Origin of the sequence: Mycolicibacterium setense, from assembly GCF_000805385.1 — a bacterium.
In the GTDB taxonomy this organism is placed as follows: Bacteria; Actinomycetota; Actinomycetes; order Mycobacteriales; family Mycobacteriaceae; genus Mycobacterium; species Mycobacterium setense.
This window is the reverse complement of record NZ_JTJW01000007.1, coordinates 37,052-51,595: the sequence shown is the minus strand read 5'-3', so window position 1 is coordinate 51,595 and position 14,544 is coordinate 37,052. Positions and strand designations below refer to the sequence as shown.

The window sequence follows — 14,544 nt, the reverse complement described above, 5'->3', positions numbered from 1 at the left end:
AGGAGTAACGATGCAAGGCGATCCGGATGTTCTGAAATTGCTCAATGAGCAATTGACCAGCGAACTCACCGCAATTAACCAGTATTTCCTGCATTCGAAAATGCAGGACAATTGGGGATTCACCGAACTGGCTGAACACACCCGCGCCGAGTCTTTTGAAGAGATGCGGCACGCGGAGACCATCACGGATCGAATCCTGCTGTTGGATGGTCTGCCCAACTATCAACGACTGTTTTCGCTGCGCGTCGGCCAGACGCTTCGGGAACAGTTCGAGGCGGACCTGGCAATCGAGTACGAGGTGGTTGCCCGGCTGCGGCCCGGGATAATCATGTGCCGCGAAAAGGAGGACGCGACCTCGGCGCGCATCCTGGAGACGATCCTGGGCGACGAAGAGTCGCACATCGACTATCTGGAGACCCAGCTGGAGCTCATGGAGAAGCTGGGCGACGCGCTCTACGCCGCGCAGTGCGTCTCCCGCCCGCCGCAGTAAGGTCCGCTGAGCGCCGTCAGTTTCGTTCGAAGCCGCCCTGGGTAGCCGGTCATCGCAGGCTGTTGCCCGGGGCGGCTTTGGTCATGCTGTAACTTTCATAGCCTGTCTAACGATAGTAATGGTTGTACTGGTCAGGCCGGTGAAAGGAACTCATGTCCACCCCAACGACCACCGACGAGCAGACCTCTGGCGGCGCGCTGCTGAGCGTGCGCAGGCGCAATCTGGTCTTCGTCGCAGTCCTGCTCGGCATGCTGCTCGCCTCGCTGAACCAGACCATCGTCGCCACCGCACTGCCGACGGTGGTGGCAGATCTGGGTGGGGCCGGACATCAGGCCTGGGTGGTCACCAGTTACCTGTTGGCCTCGACCGTGGTCACCGCCGTGGTCGGGAAGGTAGGTGACATCTTCGGCCGGAAAGTCGTCTACCAGACGGCCGTCGTGTGTTTTCTGGTCGGCTCGGTGCTCAGCGGCCTGTCGGGTTCGATGGCCATGCTGGTGGCCGCGCGGGCGCTGCAGGGCATCGGCGGCGGCGCGATCATGGTGACCTCCTCGGCTCTGATCGCCGAGGTCATCCCACTCCGGGACCGTGGGCGCTACCAGGGTGCGCTCGGCGCGGTGTTCGGTGTCACCACCGTGGCCGGCCCGCTCCTCGGCGGCTTCGTCACCGATCACCTCGGCTGGCGCTGGGCGTTCTGGCTCAGCATCCCGGTGGGTGTCGTTGTTCTCCTGGTCGCCGCTGCCACCATCCCGGCGGTCGCCTCCCGCGCTTCCCGCCCGGTGATCGACTACGCCGGAATCGTCTGGGTCGGCATCGGGGCATCCGGCCTGACCCTGGCCACCAGCCTCGGCGGCGAGTTGGCCTGGACCTCACCCACCATCGTCGGGCTGGCCATCGGCTCGGTCCTGGCCCTGGCGATGTTCGTCCGGGCAGAAACCCGGGCAGCCGAGCCGATTCTGCCGATGCGCCTGTTCCGCAATCCGGTGTTCACCATGTGTTGCGTGCTGTCGCTGGTCGTCGGATTCGCGATGCTCGGTGCGCTGACCTTCATGCCCACCTTCATGCAGTTCGTCGACGGTGTGTCACCGTCGGAATCGGGATTGCGGACGATGCCGATGGTGCTCGGCCTGCTGATCACGTCAACTGTCAGCGGCAGTCTGGTGGGACGCACCGGTCGCTACAAGATCTACCCGGTCGCCGGCACCGCGATCATGCTCGTCGGTTTCGTTCTGCTGTCGCGGATGAACGCCGCGACCCCGATCCCGTTGCAGTCGCTGTACCTGTTGATCCTGGGCGCCGGGATCGGCATGTGCATGCAGGTGCTCGTTCTGATCGTGCAGAACACCTCCGATTTCACCGATCTCGGCGTCGCGACGTCGGGGGTGACGTTCTTCCGCACCATCGGGAGTTCGTTCGGCGCGGCGATTTTCGGTTCGCTGTTCGCCGGGTTCCTCTCGGACCGGCTGCCGGGCGCGTTGGCGGCCAGTGGCGCTCCGCCCGTCGCGGGCGCATCTCCGGCCGCACTGCACGAACTCCCGCCCGAGGTCGCCGCCCCGATCGTGAACGCCTATGCCGACGCGCTGGACCTGGTGTTCCTCTGTGCCGCGCCGGTGGCGCTGGTCGGCTTGATCGTGGCGCTGTTCCTCAAGGAGGTGCCGCTGGTCGACGCGGAGGCGACGTCGGCGGTCGACCTCGGCGAAGGCTTCGGCATGCCGAGCGCGGAATCTTCGGATCAGGTCCTGGAGACCGTGGTCAGCCGGCTGATGCGCAGCTCACCCGAAATTCGGCTGCGGAGTGTCGCCGGAACGTCAGGGTGCGAGCTGGACGTCGCCGGGTTGTGGGCCCTGCTCAAGATCTACCGGCACAGCCAGATATTCGGCTCCGCCCGCCTCACCGAGATCGCCGATCGGCTCGTCGTGCCCTACGAAGTGCTCGAGCCGACGTTCAACCGGTTGGTGCAGGACGGTTATGTCCTGCGCACCGGGGACACCTTGTGGCTGACGCAGAGCGGGATGCGTCAGGTCGACGGGGTGTCCGCCGCACTGATCGGGCGCATCGTCGACAAGCTGGGTGAATCACCGTCGTTCGAGGGCCGTCCCGACCGTGTGCAGGTGGAGGCGGCTCTGGAACGGATCGCTCACCGGGTGGTGGTGCAGCGGGACTGGGGTGAGGACCGCACCCCGGAGTTGACCGGCCCCGGAACCAAAAACTAGAACTTGTTCCAGAATCGGCGGTCCGCGCGTACGATTCGGCCATGAGCCGTATCGGAGAATTTCCCGACGATGACGTGGCCGGCTGGATCCTGCGGTCTCCCGAGATCGGCACCGCCATGGCCAACTACACCAATGCGGTGTACACCAAGGGACGGCTGCCGTTGCGGGTGCGTGAGCTGGCCCGCATGGTGATCGCGCTCGACAACGAATGCGTGGTGTGCCAGAACACCCGCGACTCCGAGGGAGCCGCGGCGGGAGTGGACGAGGATCTCTACGATCACGCCGCCGAGTGGCGGAGCTGGCCGGGTTACAGCCCGCAGGAACGGATCGCGGCCGAGTTCGCGGAGCGTTTCGCGAGTGATCACACCGGACTGCGTGACGACGAGGACTTCTGGGAGCGGGCCGGTGAACAGTTCGATGCCGAGCTGCTCACGGACCTGGCGTTGTCCTGCGCGATGTGGCTGGGCATGGGCCGGATGTTGCGCACGCTCGACATCGGCCAAACCTGCAAGATCACGCTGTAGCCCACGGCCCCTCGGCGCACAATGAGGTGGTGACCACCGGATCGTCAGGACCGGCGAAACCGCTGGCTGCGGCAGCCATCGCGCAGCTGGAATCCGACGGTGTCGCGACGCTGATCGGCACGGTGATCGGTCCGGCCGGCCTGGCGCACGCGAAAACCGTTCCGCTGCGCCGCATGGGCATCTTCGCCGACCCGGGCCTGGGCGCCAGCCCGGTGTTTCACGCGTTCACCATCGACCAGACCGGTATCGCGATGGGCGGCGGCATCGGCGTCGTGGGGGATCAGCGGATCCGCATCGACCTCGGCGCATTGCGGATCCTCGGCGACGGATTGGCTTGGGCCCCAGCGGCTTTCTACAACCAGGACGGCTCTCCCGATCCGTACTGCAGCCGCGGTGTGCTGCAGCGGGTGCAGGACGGGCTGGAAGCTGCCGAGCTCACCGCACTCGTCGGGCATGAGGTGGAGTTCGTGCTGGTGGGGCCCGACGGGGGCCGGTTGCCGTCGTTGCTGTGGGCGCAGTACGGGTTGGCCGGGTTGCTCGAGTTCGAGGGATTCGTCCGCGACGTCACCGATGCCGCCAACGGCTCGGGAGTGACGATCGAACAGTTTCATCCCGAGTACGGGAAGAACCAGTTCGAGATATCGCTGGCGCCGTTGCCGCCGGTGGCCGCCGCCGACCAGCTGATTCTCACCCGGATCATCGTGGCCCGGGTTGCCCGGCGCTATGGAATGCGGGTCAGCCTGTCCCCGTTGCCATTTGCCTCCGGTGTGGGTTCCGGTGCACACCAGCACTTTTCGCTGAGCCTGGCCGGTGTGCCCTTGTTCTCGGGCGGCACCGGCACACAGGGCATGACGCCCGAGGGCGAGTCCGCGCTGGCCGGACTGCTCGCCGGGCTGCCCGCCGCCCAGGGCGTGCTGTGCGGATCTGTGCTGTCCGGGCTGCGTATGCAGCCGGGATACTGGGCGGGCGCCTACAACTGCTGGGGTACCGAAAACCGCGAAGCCGCCGTACGTTTCCTGATCGGCGGCCCGAGTAATCCCTACGGCGCCAATGTCGAGGTCAAGGTCATCGACCCCTCGGCCAACCCCTACCTGGCGACGGCGACCATCCTCGGACTGGCCCAGCACGGCATCAGTCAACGGTTGGCGCCGGCAGCCGAGGTGCAGGTCGACCCGGACTCGCTGACCGACACCGAGCGTGCCGACGACGGAATCGCGCTCCTGCCGAACCGGCAGGCCGACATCCTTGCCGCACTGCGTTCTTCGACGCTGATCCGCGAGATCCTCGGTGATCAGGCGGTCGACTCCGTCCTCGCGGTCCGCGACTACGAGCAGGCGAACTTCGGCGATCTCGACGCCGAGCAGCTCACCGAGAGGTTCAGGATGGCCTGGAGCTTGTGACCGGATGCGGTCGGCCGGTTTGGCCGGCGCGACGTACGGCTATATCGGTGAGATGATCGGAACACTTCGCTCCATCGTGCTGGACAGCCGGGATCCCGCTGCACTGGCGGCCTTTTACGCCGAACTGCTCGGTGGAACCGTCACGGCCGAGGACGACACCTGGGTGGTGGTGACCGACCCGGCGGGCCGGCGAGTCGCCTGCCAGTATTCACCGGAGCACGAGCCGCCCGAGTTCCCCGATCCCCGGGGGTCCCAGCAGATCCATCTGGACATCCAGGTCGACGATCCGGACGAGGCCCAGCGTCGGGTTCTGGCACTGGGGGCTGTCCGCGTCACTGATGCCGTTGGCGAGGAATACTTCCGGGTGTTCCGGGATCCGGCCGGGCACCCGTTCTGCCTCGTGTGGGGTATCGGCTGAACGGCCGCGCCCGTCACACCAGCCCGGTGGCGTCGAACACCCACGACATGTCGGCGGTGGCGAAGTTCTCCAGCCAGTCCGGCGGGGCATGGTTGGCCAGTGCCCCCATGTCCCAGTAGTCCTTCCACAGGGTCACCTTGTCGTTCTCGACCCGGTGCACCGTGACGAACTGCAGCACGGCGGATTCGCCGCTGGCCCAATGCCATTCCTCGTGATGCTCGTACATGGCATCGCGACCGTTCTGCACGAGCAGTCCCGGAAAGTTCTCGTACGATGCCAGCGGTTCGAGACCGATCTTGAGTCGCTTGACGATGTCCTCGGGCCCTCTTGCGGCAGCGGCAGGGCCCACCGGCATGTCGAGATAGATGCAGTCCTCCGACAAATATGTCTTGAGCAGTTCCCAATCGCGTTCGGACAGCGCTTTCCACATGCCGTGGACGGTTTCCTCAAGCGCCATGTTCTCAGCGGACACCGGTGAGCTCGCTTTCCTCGGTGGATATCGACGGGGTCTGGCGTGCGGCCCGCAGGAATCTGCCCGTGCGCTGTTTGCCGACCAGCTCGGTGAGCCGACCGTCGGCGAACACGGTTCGTCCGCCGACCAGAACGGCGGTGACGGTTTCGTCGTTGCGGTTGACCATCCGGGACAATCCGCCGTACTGGTCGACCGTCTCCTCGGCGTAGGCGTCGAGCGAATCGTCGAGGTGCTCCGGGTCGATGACCACGATGTCGGCGCGGTCTCCGATGCGCAGGTGGCCGGCGTCGATCCGGTACCAGTCGGCGAGCTCACCGGTGAGCCGGTGCACGGCCTGTTCGATCGACATGAACGGTGTGCCTGCCCGATCGGCGTCGCGGACGTGGCGCAGCAGCCGAAGCCCCATGTTGTAGAAGGCCATGTTCCGCAGGTGGGCGCCGGCGTCGGAGAACCCGAGCTGGATCCCCGGGTCGCGGGCCAGTTTCTTGAGCACCTCGGGTCGGTGGTTGGAGATGGTGGTGCGCCACCGCAGCGCGGTGCCGTGCTCGAGGACCAGATCCAGAAAGGTGTCGACGGGATGCAGCTCGCCGCGCTCCTGACCCACCTGGCCGAACGACTTGCCGACCACGGATTCGTCAGGGCACGCGACGATCTCGGCGTCGAAGAAGTCCCGGTGCCACACGCGCACCCCGAACTTGTTGTCGTAGTCCTTGCGGAACTTGCGCCGGTAGGACTCGTCGCGCAGCAATTCGTTGCGTTCGACTTCATCGCGCAAATGCAGAGCCGCTGCGCCGGAACCGAATTCCTCGAACACGACCAGGTCGATGCCGTCGGCATATACCTCGAACGGCACCGGCAGGTGCTGCCACCGGAAGTTCCCGCCGAGTTTGTTCACCAGCCGGGCCACCGGGCCCATGATCATGATCGAGTACGGGTTGGCCTTGATGTCGGCGGCCGAGAGCAGGCTGGTTTTCAGGGTGCCGCGGAACAGCCCGAGCGACTGCGCCAACTGCGAGACCAGGTTGAGCGGGTTCTGGATGTCCGGACCTGACTGCAGCACCCGGCCCGAGCGGCGCAGCATCGACTTGAGCCTGCGCAGCTCCCGCGGCTTGGCGTAGGTGGAAGGCAGGGTCCGGGACCGGCAGGTCTCACCGTCGATCTTGTCGAAAAGCAGCTGCTGCGAAGACATTCCGACAAATCCGGCATCGAGGGCCTCTTGGAGCATCTGCTCCATGCGAGCCTGCTCGGCGGCGGTCGGCCGCGCGTCCCTGCGGGTGGCGCGGTCGAGCCCCATCACGGCGGTGCGCATATCGGAATGGCCGATGAAGGCGGCCAGGTTGGGGCCCAACGGCAGCGATTCCAGCGCCGTCACGTATCCGTTGCAGTCAGTCCAGGTCTTGTTGTCGTCCACCGCGGCGATGACGTGCTCGCGCGGGATCGCCTCCACCCGGCCGAACAGGTCGCCGGCGTCGACACCGCCGACGTGGACGGTCGACAGCGAGCATGAACCGAGCATGGCGGTGGTCACGCCATGGCGGAGGGACTCCGACAGCGACGGGCCGCCCAGCACCTCGACGTCGTAGTGGGTGTGAATATCCAGCATTCCGGGCATCACCCAGTTGTCGGTGGCGTCGATCACCTGGGGGCAGTCGGTCGCATCCAGACGGTCGGGGGAGATGGCGACCACATGCCCGTTGCGGATGCCGATGTCGCGCACTGCCGAGGGCGCGCCGGTTCCATCGAACCAGCGGCCATTGCGAATGATTGTGTCGAAGCTCACTCAGTCATAGAACAGGCCGGGTATTGCCGGTGTCAATGAAAACAGTAAACAGATCTCAAAAAATGTCTACTGGATCGGTCAGGGCCCATCCACCTGGGGTTACAGCGGTGCCCACGCGTCTGGCAAGCGCCCGTCGAGGTCGCTGAGCCCGTAGTGGCGCGCCAGGGCGGCCGAGCTGACCGACCGCTGGTTCCAGCGGGCCCGGCCCGGGTCGGCGGCCAGGGCGGCGATGCCGCGCCCGACGAAACGGGGCGACTCGGATTCGGCGAATCCCGGCGGCGCCGCCGGATAGCCGTCGGTGCGTGCCAGGTCGAGGGCGGACCGCCAGTTGGCCTCGGTGACGCCGTAGTTGTCGAGCATCATCTCCGAGCGGAGCCAGCCCGGCGTGACCGCGACGGCGGTGGCGCCGAATGCGGCGAGCTCGTGCCCGTGGGTGAAGGCCAGTCGGTTCACCGCCGTCTTGACCAGGTCGTAGAACACCGAGAGCCTGGGGTTCTCGGAATTGAATTCTGTTGTCCCATCGGTGATTTCGACCAGTAGTCCACCGGGCTGGTCGGCGAGCAGGGGCAGGATGCAGTGGGAGGTGATCAGGTGCGTGTCGATTCCGAGTCGCAGCATCCGTAATCCGTCGTCGAGGTCGTGCTGCCACATCGGCCGCCCCCACGTGTGGGGCGGGCCCTTGAGCACCTCACCGCCCCAGATGTCGTTGACCAGGATGTCGATATGCCCGTAGTCGGCCTTGAGTCGCCCGGCCAGTTTGCGCACCTGTGTCACGTCGAGGTGGTCGACCTGTACGGCGACGCCGATCCCACCCAGCTCCGTGACCAATTCGGCGGTTTCCTCGATGGTTTCGGGCCGGTGGTAGTCGGAGTCGCGGTTTCCGTCTCGGCTGCTGCGCCCGGTGCACACCACGGTCGCACCGACCTCGCCCAGCGCCGCGGCTATGCCCCGGCCGGCCCCGCGGGTGGCCCCGGCGACCACAGCGATGCGGCCGCGCAGTGCGTCCCGGTCCGGTGTCCAGCCCATCCGATGAGTATCCCGCCGCATGCAGTTCTATAGCTGTGGTTCGGCATATCGGCGCATACTTGCGGGGGTGACTCCACTGCAGCGCTATATCGCCGAGGAAATCGCGACCGATCACCTCGACGGGCTGTTGTCGCGCCGGGAGGCGCTGCGCCGGCTGGGATTGTTGGGAATCGGTGCCGCCGCGGCGGGCGCACTGATCGCCGCGTGCGGTGAGACGAAGCAGGCGGCTCCCGCCTCCCCGCCCGCTCCGACTGGCGGCGCGGCACCGGAAACGGCCCCGCCCCCGGGGGTTCACAGCGCGCTACCGACCAGTGAGGTGCGTTGGGCCGGGCCCGGCGGTGAATTGCGCGGCGCATGGGCCGCCGCCCCGGAGCCCAAGGGCGCGGTGCTGGTGATCCACGAGAACAAGGGGCTGACCGACCACATCCGTTCGGTGGCCGGGCGGTTCGCCGGCATCGGGTATTCGGCTCTGGCGATCGACCTGCTCTCGGCGCAGGGCGGAACCTCGGCGTTCGCCGATCAAGCCGCCGCGACGGCTGCGTTGAGCAGGATCGAACCGCCCGAGTTCATCGCCGATCTGCGCTCGGGCATCGACGAGGTGCAGCGCCGCGTACCGGGACGCAAGGTTGCCGCTGTCGGTTTCTGTATGGGCGGTGGGCTGGTCTGGCGGCTTTTGGCAGGGGGCACCCCTGCGCTGGCCGCCGCGGTGCCGTTCTACGGTCCGGCTCCCGATGATCCGGATTTCGGTGGCTCGCGCGATGCCGCGGTGCTGGCCTTCTACGGCGCCCTGGATCAACGGGTGAACGCAAGTGAACCGGTGGCCCGCGCTGCGCTCGAGAAGGCCGGCATGGTGCATGAGCTGATCACCGAACCCGGTGCCAACCATGCGTTCTTCAACGACACCGGGGATCGCTACGATGCGGCGGCCGCCGCCGATGCCTGGCGCCGCATCCAGGACTGGTTCGCCACGCATCTCACCTGAGTCGGCTGGGGCTTGTTCAGCGGTTGTTCAATTCTCGGTCGCAGCCTCGTTGTTGACCGCACACGCGGCCCGGTTCTGATCAGGGGCATGCGGGTTGTCCAGGTCGCCAACTTCTACGGCCCGCGATCGGGAGGGCTGCGGACCGCGGTCGACCGGCTGGGCGCCGAATATTGCGCCTTGGGCCACGAGGTCTACCTCATCGTTCCGGGATCGCGGCCGGGTCGGCACGTACTCGCCAGCGGTGTCGTGCGAATGTCGTTGCCGGCCAGGCTCATCCCGTTCACCGGTGGCTACCGCGCGGTGCTGCCGGGTCCGGTGACGGCCTTGTTGCAGCAACTGCGGCCCGACGCCATCGAAGTGTCCGACCGGTTGACGCTGCGATCGCTTGGTCCGTGGGGTCGCAGGCACGGCGTGGCCACTGTGATGGTCTCCCACGAACGCCTGGACCGGTTGGTCGGTCAGGTGCTGCCGCGGTCGACCGCAGTCATGGTGGCGGACTTCGCCAATCGCCGTACCGCGGCCAACTACGACGCCGTGGTGTGTACGACAGGTTTCGCGCGAGAAGAATTCGAGCGGATCGGCGCGCAGAATGTCGCCACCGTCCCGCTCGGTGTAGACCTCGAGCAGTTCCATCCCCGGCGCCGGTCTGCCCAGATGCGGAGCCGCTGGGCCGCGCCGCAGCAGACCTTGCTGGTGCACTGCGGCAGGTTGTCGGTGGAAAAACATGCCCACCGCAGCATCGGTACCGTTGCGGCTCTGCGTGATTCAGGCGTGGACGCGCGGTTGGTGGTAGTCGGCGAGGGTCCGCTGCGAGCCCGCCTGGAACGGCAGGCCAGCGGCTTGCCGGTGGCGTTCACCGGATACATCGGCTGCCGTGACACCGTCGCGACCATCCTGGCCTCCGCAGACGTCGCGCTGGCGCCGGGACCGCACGAGACGTTCGGTCTGGCCGCACTGGAAGCGCTGGCCTGCGGAACTCCGGCCGTCGTATCACGGACCTCTGCGCTGGCCGAGATCCTCACCTGCGACAGCGGGGCCACCGCCGACAACGATGCGCACGCCATCGCCCGCGCGGTCACGTCGGTGATCGGCCGGCCGGAACCGCAGCGGCGGAGCAGCGCGCGGCAACGGGCCGAGGAGTTCACCTGGCCACGATCGGCGGCCGGGATGCTCGATGTACTGGGAGCGTGTTGACGGCGGAGTTTTGCGCACGCTGACGCCAGACCTGGTGTGCCGGTAAGCCCCGGCCCTATGTTCCGCGGGTCATATTTGCGCGCACGCTGCCAGAAGGACGGTCGAGCATGTCCGAAACCACCACAGCCCCAGAATCCTTGGGCTATCAGCCGCCGCCAACCGGTCGACAGCTACGCGGCAAGCTCGGGGTCGCCTCGATCGTCTTCATGGTGGTGGCCGCGGCGGCGCCTCTCGGGGTGATCGGCGGTGTGGTGCCGCTGGGTATCGCGTCGGGCAACGGTGCCGGTTTCCCCGCCACGTTCATCGCCTCCACGGTGGTCCTGCTGTTGTTCGCGGTCGGATTCACCGCGATGACACCGTATGTCGATGAGGCGGGCGCCTTCTTCTCCTATGTCCGTCAGTCGCTCGGACTGCCCACCGGAATCGGTATCGCGGTCGTGGCACTGGTGAGCTACGTGGCACTGGAGGCGGGTGTCTACGGACTGCTCGGCCCGGCCGGAGCCAGCGTTCTCGAGCTGGCGGGCGGGCCGGCTCTGCCCTGGTGGCTGTTCGCCGCGGCAGCCTTCGTCGTCACGACGTATCTGGGCTACCGCAACATCGAGCTGTCCAGCCGAGTGCTCGGGGTCCTGCTCACCGCCGAGATATTGATCGTGCTGGTGCTGGATCTGGTGATCGTGGTGCAGGGTGGCGGCCAGTCCGGGTTGTCGTCGGGCATCGTGAATCCGAGTGCGATCTTTTCCGGCTCGCTGGGTATCGGATTGCTGTTCGCGATCATCAGCTACGTGGGATTCGAGGCGACCGCGATCTTCCGCGACGAGGCCCGCACCCCCGAGCGCACGATTCCGCGGGCCACCTACCTGGCGCTCATCCTGATCGGGGTGTTCTACGCGGGCACCAGCTGGGCCTTGATCTCGGGCTGGGGCGACGAGCAGGCCGTCACCCGTGCCACCGACTCGGGTTCCACCTTCCTCGGTGACACCGCGCACCGGTACATCGGCGCGGTCGGTGCCGACCTCATCACGGTGTTGTACTTCACCAGCCTGTTCGCCTGCATCCTGGCTTTCCACAATGTGGCGTCGCGCTACGTGTTCGCGCTGTCGCAGCGCGACGTGCTGCCTGCGCGGTTGAGCGTGCCGCACGACCGGCACGGCTCGCCGCACCAGGCCTCGCTGTGGATCTCCGGCGTGGTGGCGGTGAGCGTCCTGTTGGCGGTCGTGTTCGGGTTGGACCCGGCTGCCCAGTTCTACACCTGGTTCGCCGGTGCGACGACTGTCGGTGTGGTGGTGCTGATGATCGCCACCAGCGTGGCGGTGCTGGTCTATTTCGCCTCTGACCGCCATGGACATTCGCTGTGGCGGGTGCGTATCGCACCGGCCCTAGGGCTGGCCGGGCTGTTGGGAGCGCTGGTGCTGATCCTGACCAACCTCAACGACTTGGTGGGCGGTTCCAGCGTGTTGGCCTGGGTGATCGTCGGTGTGCTCGTTGCGGCGTTCGCGGGCGGTGTGGCAGTGGGTCGCCGGGCCAGATAAACCGCCGGGCAAGGTAAACCATTGTCCTGCATCGCTTCTGATGCCCCGAACTTCCCGGGGTGCCCGGATCGGCAGATTCGGGCACATCACGGCGCGCCGCGGCGGATAATTGGCCGCGGTCACGACGAATGTCAGGGGCGCGGATGTTTCGACTTGTGGTGTTGACGGTGTCGATATTCCTGCTGGCCGGGATGAGTGTCGCTTGCGGGCAAGCCAATTCACCGGGCGGCCATGGCGAGCACTCCGAGACGCTCACCGCCAGTCCCGGAACGTCCGCGCCCACCGGGCCGGTCATCGCGATCGAGGGGATGGGATTCGGATCCCTCGGCGCGGTGGCACCGGGCGCCGAGATCACCATCGTCAACAACGACGAGGTCGAGCATTCGGTCACGTCGCGGACCGAGGGCCTGTTCGACGCCCATGTGGACGGCAAGGGGCGGGCAACGCTGACGGCTCCCACGGAACCGGGGGAGTACGCCTTCTATTGCCTCTACCACCCCGCGATGCTGGGCACGCTCACGGTGAGGTGACCTCGGCAGATCGTCGTGGCGCGCCGGCCACCGGCTGAGTCAACGCGGCTCGTGGCCCCAGGCCACGGGCATGCGCTTGATGCCGTGGATGAACTGTGACTGCAGCCGGTCGGGCTCCTCGGTCACGACGATGTCGGGCAATTGCCGGTGCAGTTCCTCGAACGCGACGGTGATCTCACGCCGGGCCAGGTTCGCTCCCAGGCAGAAATGCGCACCGCCGCCGCCGAATCCGAGGTGGGGATTGGGATGACGGGTCACGTCGAACATCCACGGATCGGCAAACTTCGATTCGTCGCGATTCGCCGATCCGTACCACAGTGTCACCTTGGCGCCGGCCGGCAGCGGTGTGTCGCCGAGGACGGTGTCCTGGGTTACCGTGCGGCGCATGTAGCTGACCGGCGACGCCCAGCGCACGATCTCTTCCACCGCCGTCGGCGCCAACTCCTCGTACCGTGACCACCACTTCCGGCGCTGCTCGGGGTAGCGGGTGAGGGCGAGCACGCCGTGGCTGATGGCGTTGCGGGTGGTCTCGTTGCCCGCGACCACCAGCAAGATGAAGAACGAGGCCACCTCGGCGGAGGTCAGCCCTTCACCGTCGACCTCGGCCTGAACCAGGCTGGTCGTCAGATCGTCGGTGGGCACCGCGCGGCGCTCGTCTGCCAGCGCGGTCGCATACGCGCCGATGTCCATCGCCACCTTGAGGAACTCGTCGAAGTCGGTGGTCAGATCCGGATCGCCGAAACCGAGGATCACGTTGGTCCAGTGGAAGATCTGTTGATGGTCCTGCTCCGGGATGCCCATCATGTCGCAGATGATCTGCAGCGGTAACGGGCCGGCGAGTTCGGTCACCAGTTCGGCGTTGCCGTCGGGATTCCTGGCCACCATGTCGGCCACCAGTCGCCGGGCCCGATCGCGGACGGAATCCTCGATCAGCGCCACCACCCGCGGCGTGAAGGCGCTGCGCACGATGTTGCGCAGGCGGGTGTGGCGAGGATCGTCCATCACGATCATCGAGCCGAAATACTCCGCCAGTTCCGGCGTCTGATCGCCGATGGTGATCCCCGACGCCGAGCTGAAGATCTCCGGATGGCGGCTGGCATGGAACACATCGTCATACCTGGTCACCGCCCAGTGTCCGTGACTCTCGGGAAAACCGTCGAGGACACATGCCGGGTGATATGAGACCGGGTCCTCACGGCGCAGTACCGCGAACGCGCCGTCGCGGATGTCGTCATCCTCACGCCAGAACTGCCATGACCCTAGTTCGATCTCCGAGCGCCGCACTGCCGGAGGAGGCGTCCCGTTGACCCGCGGTCCGATACCCACTCCGCCAGGGTATGACCGGAGCCGGCCGGACAGTGGGTAACGCCGGGATCAGGTGTGGCGATACCTCACTGGGGTGCACGTTTCGCCGCTCGCGTCAGGGCTGGGTTGCAAGGCGTTGCAGCGCCGGGTCATTGGGGGATGGCCGGCGCCCGGGTCACGACGGTAGGAGGTTCAGGTATGAAACTGTCCAAGTTCGTGGCGGCTGCGTTGACGGTCGGTGCGTTCGCTATGGGGGTCACGGTGTTCGGGACGCCGGTGGCTTCGGCGTCGCCGGCTGTGCCGGCTCCGCTCAAGCCGGGGCACGGCAATGACGACTGCTTCCCGTTCTGCAACGGCGGGCCACCCGGTCACGACCGTGATTTCGACGGTCGTGGGCACGATCGCGGCCCTGATTTCGACCATCGTGATCACTGGGACGACAAGGGTCCCTGGTGGGCGAACAACCGGCACGACTGGTGGGATGACCGTCAAGGTCCGCCGCCGTGGGGTTGGGGCCCGCCGCCGCCGCTGCATTGGAACGGCGGACCGCTGCCGCATACCGTCAACTACTGGGGATACAACTTGAACCCGGTGTGGGACAACGGTTTCCGGCAGTGGGGCGTGTGGCTGTTCGGCGTATGGATCCCGATCATCGGGGTCGACGTCCGCTGATGCCGCATCGGT

Annotated in this window: 14 protein-coding genes; 10 read left to right on the top strand and 4 right to left on the bottom strand. The window is 66.7% G+C overall.

Annotated features, from left to right (window positions below; translation table 11 throughout):
* The first annotated feature begins 10 nt into the window (after window positions 1-10).
* The 5 genes from bfr (at window position 11) to QQ25_RS17595 (ending at window position 5,042) form a co-directional block, all read left to right on the top strand.
* Window positions 11-490, top strand: coding sequence for a bacterioferritin (gene bfr, locus QQ25_RS17615; RefSeq protein WP_039320836.1), 480 nt, complete (start codon window positions 11-13; stop codon window positions 488-490).
* Window positions 491-642: 152 nt separating this feature from the next.
* Complete coding sequence (locus QQ25_RS17610) at window positions 643-2,700, top strand: MDR family MFS transporter (RefSeq protein WP_039320834.1); 2,058 nt, start codon at window positions 643-645, stop codon at window positions 2,698-2,700.
* A 41-nt stretch (window positions 2,701-2,741) separates the two neighbouring features.
* Window positions 2,742-3,224 (top strand): carboxymuconolactone decarboxylase family protein, encoded by a 483-nt coding sequence (locus QQ25_RS17605; protein WP_039320832.1) that lies wholly within the window; start codon window positions 2,742-2,744, stop codon window positions 3,222-3,224.
* Window positions 3,225-3,253: 29 nt separating this feature from the next.
* On the top strand, window positions 3,254-4,624 hold the full coding sequence (locus QQ25_RS17600) for a type I glutamate--ammonia ligase (protein ID WP_039380290.1): 1,371 nt from the start codon (window positions 3,254-3,256) through the stop codon (window positions 4,622-4,624).
* Between the two features lie 4 nt (window positions 4,625-4,628).
* The gene (locus QQ25_RS17595) at window positions 4,629-5,042 is read left to right on the top strand and encodes a VOC family protein (RefSeq protein ID WP_234711936.1); all 414 of its coding nucleotides are present in this window, start codon (window positions 4,629-4,631) and stop codon (window positions 5,040-5,042) included.
* Between the two features lie 13 nt (window positions 5,043-5,055).
* On the opposite strand, the gene QQ25_RS17590 is transcribed toward QQ25_RS17595, so the two are convergent.
* The 3 genes from QQ25_RS17590 to QQ25_RS17580 form a co-directional block, all read right to left on the bottom strand.
* Window positions 5,056-5,499: a nuclear transport factor 2 family protein gene (locus tag QQ25_RS17590; protein WP_039321158.1), complete on the bottom strand. Its 444-nt coding sequence runs from the start codon at window positions 5,497-5,499 to the stop codon at window positions 5,056-5,058.
* A 4-nt stretch (window positions 5,500-5,503) separates the two neighbouring features.
* On the bottom strand, window positions 5,504-7,294 hold the full coding sequence (locus QQ25_RS17585; RefSeq protein ID WP_039380167.1) for an N-acyl-D-amino-acid deacylase family protein: 1,791 nt from the start codon (window positions 7,292-7,294) through the stop codon (window positions 5,504-5,506).
* Window positions 7,295-7,393: 99 nt separating this feature from the next.
* Window positions 7,394-8,320 (bottom strand): SDR family oxidoreductase, encoded by a 927-nt coding sequence (locus tag QQ25_RS17580; protein WP_039320829.1) that lies wholly within the window; start codon window positions 8,318-8,320, stop codon window positions 7,394-7,396.
* A gap of 67 nt (window positions 8,321-8,387) precedes the next feature.
* Between QQ25_RS17580 and QQ25_RS17575 the strand changes: the two genes are divergently transcribed.
* The 4 genes from QQ25_RS17575 to QQ25_RS17560 all read left to right on the top strand — a co-directional run bounded on the left by QQ25_RS17575 (window position 8,388) and on the right by QQ25_RS17560 (window position 12,555).
* The gene (locus QQ25_RS17575) at window positions 8,388-9,302 is read left to right on the top strand and encodes a dienelactone hydrolase family protein (RefSeq protein WP_039380165.1); all 915 of its coding nucleotides are present in this window, start codon (window positions 8,388-8,390) and stop codon (window positions 9,300-9,302) included.
* A gap of 87 nt (window positions 9,303-9,389) precedes the next feature.
* Entirely contained in the window at window positions 9,390-10,496 is a 1,107-nt protein-coding gene (locus QQ25_RS17570) for a glycosyltransferase (RefSeq protein ID WP_039320825.1), read from the top strand.
* 107 nt (window positions 10,497-10,603) lie between these two features.
* The gene (locus QQ25_RS17565) at window positions 10,604-12,025 is read left to right on the top strand and encodes an APC family permease (RefSeq protein ID WP_039380163.1); all 1,422 of its coding nucleotides are present in this window, start codon (window positions 10,604-10,606) and stop codon (window positions 12,023-12,025) included.
* A gap of 143 nt (window positions 12,026-12,168) precedes the next feature.
* A complete protein-coding gene (locus QQ25_RS17560; protein ID WP_039380161.1) occupies window positions 12,169-12,555 on the top strand; it encodes a cupredoxin domain-containing protein in 387 nt (128 codons plus the stop codon).
* Between the two features lie 39 nt (window positions 12,556-12,594).
* On the opposite strand, the gene QQ25_RS17555 is transcribed toward QQ25_RS17560, so the two are convergent.
* Complete coding sequence (locus QQ25_RS17555; RefSeq protein WP_039380160.1) at window positions 12,595-13,881, bottom strand: cytochrome P450; 1,287 nt, start codon at window positions 13,879-13,881, stop codon at window positions 12,595-12,597.
* 177 nt (window positions 13,882-14,058) lie between these two features.
* Between QQ25_RS17555 and QQ25_RS17550 the strand changes: the two genes are divergently transcribed.
* Window positions 14,059-14,532, top strand: a complete 474-nt coding sequence (locus tag QQ25_RS17550; protein WP_039380158.1) for a hypothetical protein — start codon at window positions 14,059-14,061, stop codon at window positions 14,530-14,532.
* Window positions 14,533-14,544: the final 12 nt, after the last annotated feature.

Bases quoted from the DNA above. Each gene is read 5' to 3' on its own strand.
- bfr (WP_039320836.1), top strand. From the start codon at position 11: ATGCAAGGCGATCCGGATGTTCTGAAATTGCTCAATGAGCAATTGACC.
- QQ25_RS17610 (WP_039320834.1), top strand. From the start codon at position 643: ATGTCCACCCCAACGACCACCGACGAGCAGACCTCTGGCGGCGCGCTG.
- QQ25_RS17605 (WP_039320832.1), top strand. From the start codon at position 2,742: ATGAGCCGTATCGGAGAATTTCCCGACGATGACGTGGCCGGCTGGATC.
- QQ25_RS17595 (WP_234711936.1), top strand. From the start codon at position 4,629: ATGCGGTCGGCCGGTTTGGCCGGCGCGACGTACGGCTATATCGGTGAG.
- QQ25_RS17590 (WP_039321158.1), bottom strand. From the start codon at position 5,499: ATGGCGCTTGAGGAAACCGTCCACGGCATGTGGAAAGCGCTGTCCGAA.
- QQ25_RS17580 (WP_039320829.1), bottom strand. From the start codon at position 8,320: ATGGGCTGGACACCGGACCGGGACGCACTGCGCGGCCGCATCGCTGTG.
- QQ25_RS17570 (WP_039320825.1), top strand. From the start codon at position 9,390: ATGCGGGTTGTCCAGGTCGCCAACTTCTACGGCCCGCGATCGGGAGGG.
- QQ25_RS17565 (WP_039380163.1), top strand. From the start codon at position 10,604: ATGTCCGAAACCACCACAGCCCCAGAATCCTTGGGCTATCAGCCGCCG.
- QQ25_RS17560 (WP_039380161.1), top strand. From the start codon at position 12,169: ATGTTTCGACTTGTGGTGTTGACGGTGTCGATATTCCTGCTGGCCGGG.
- QQ25_RS17550 (WP_039380158.1), top strand. From the start codon at position 14,059: ATGAAACTGTCCAAGTTCGTGGCGGCTGCGTTGACGGTCGGTGCGTTC.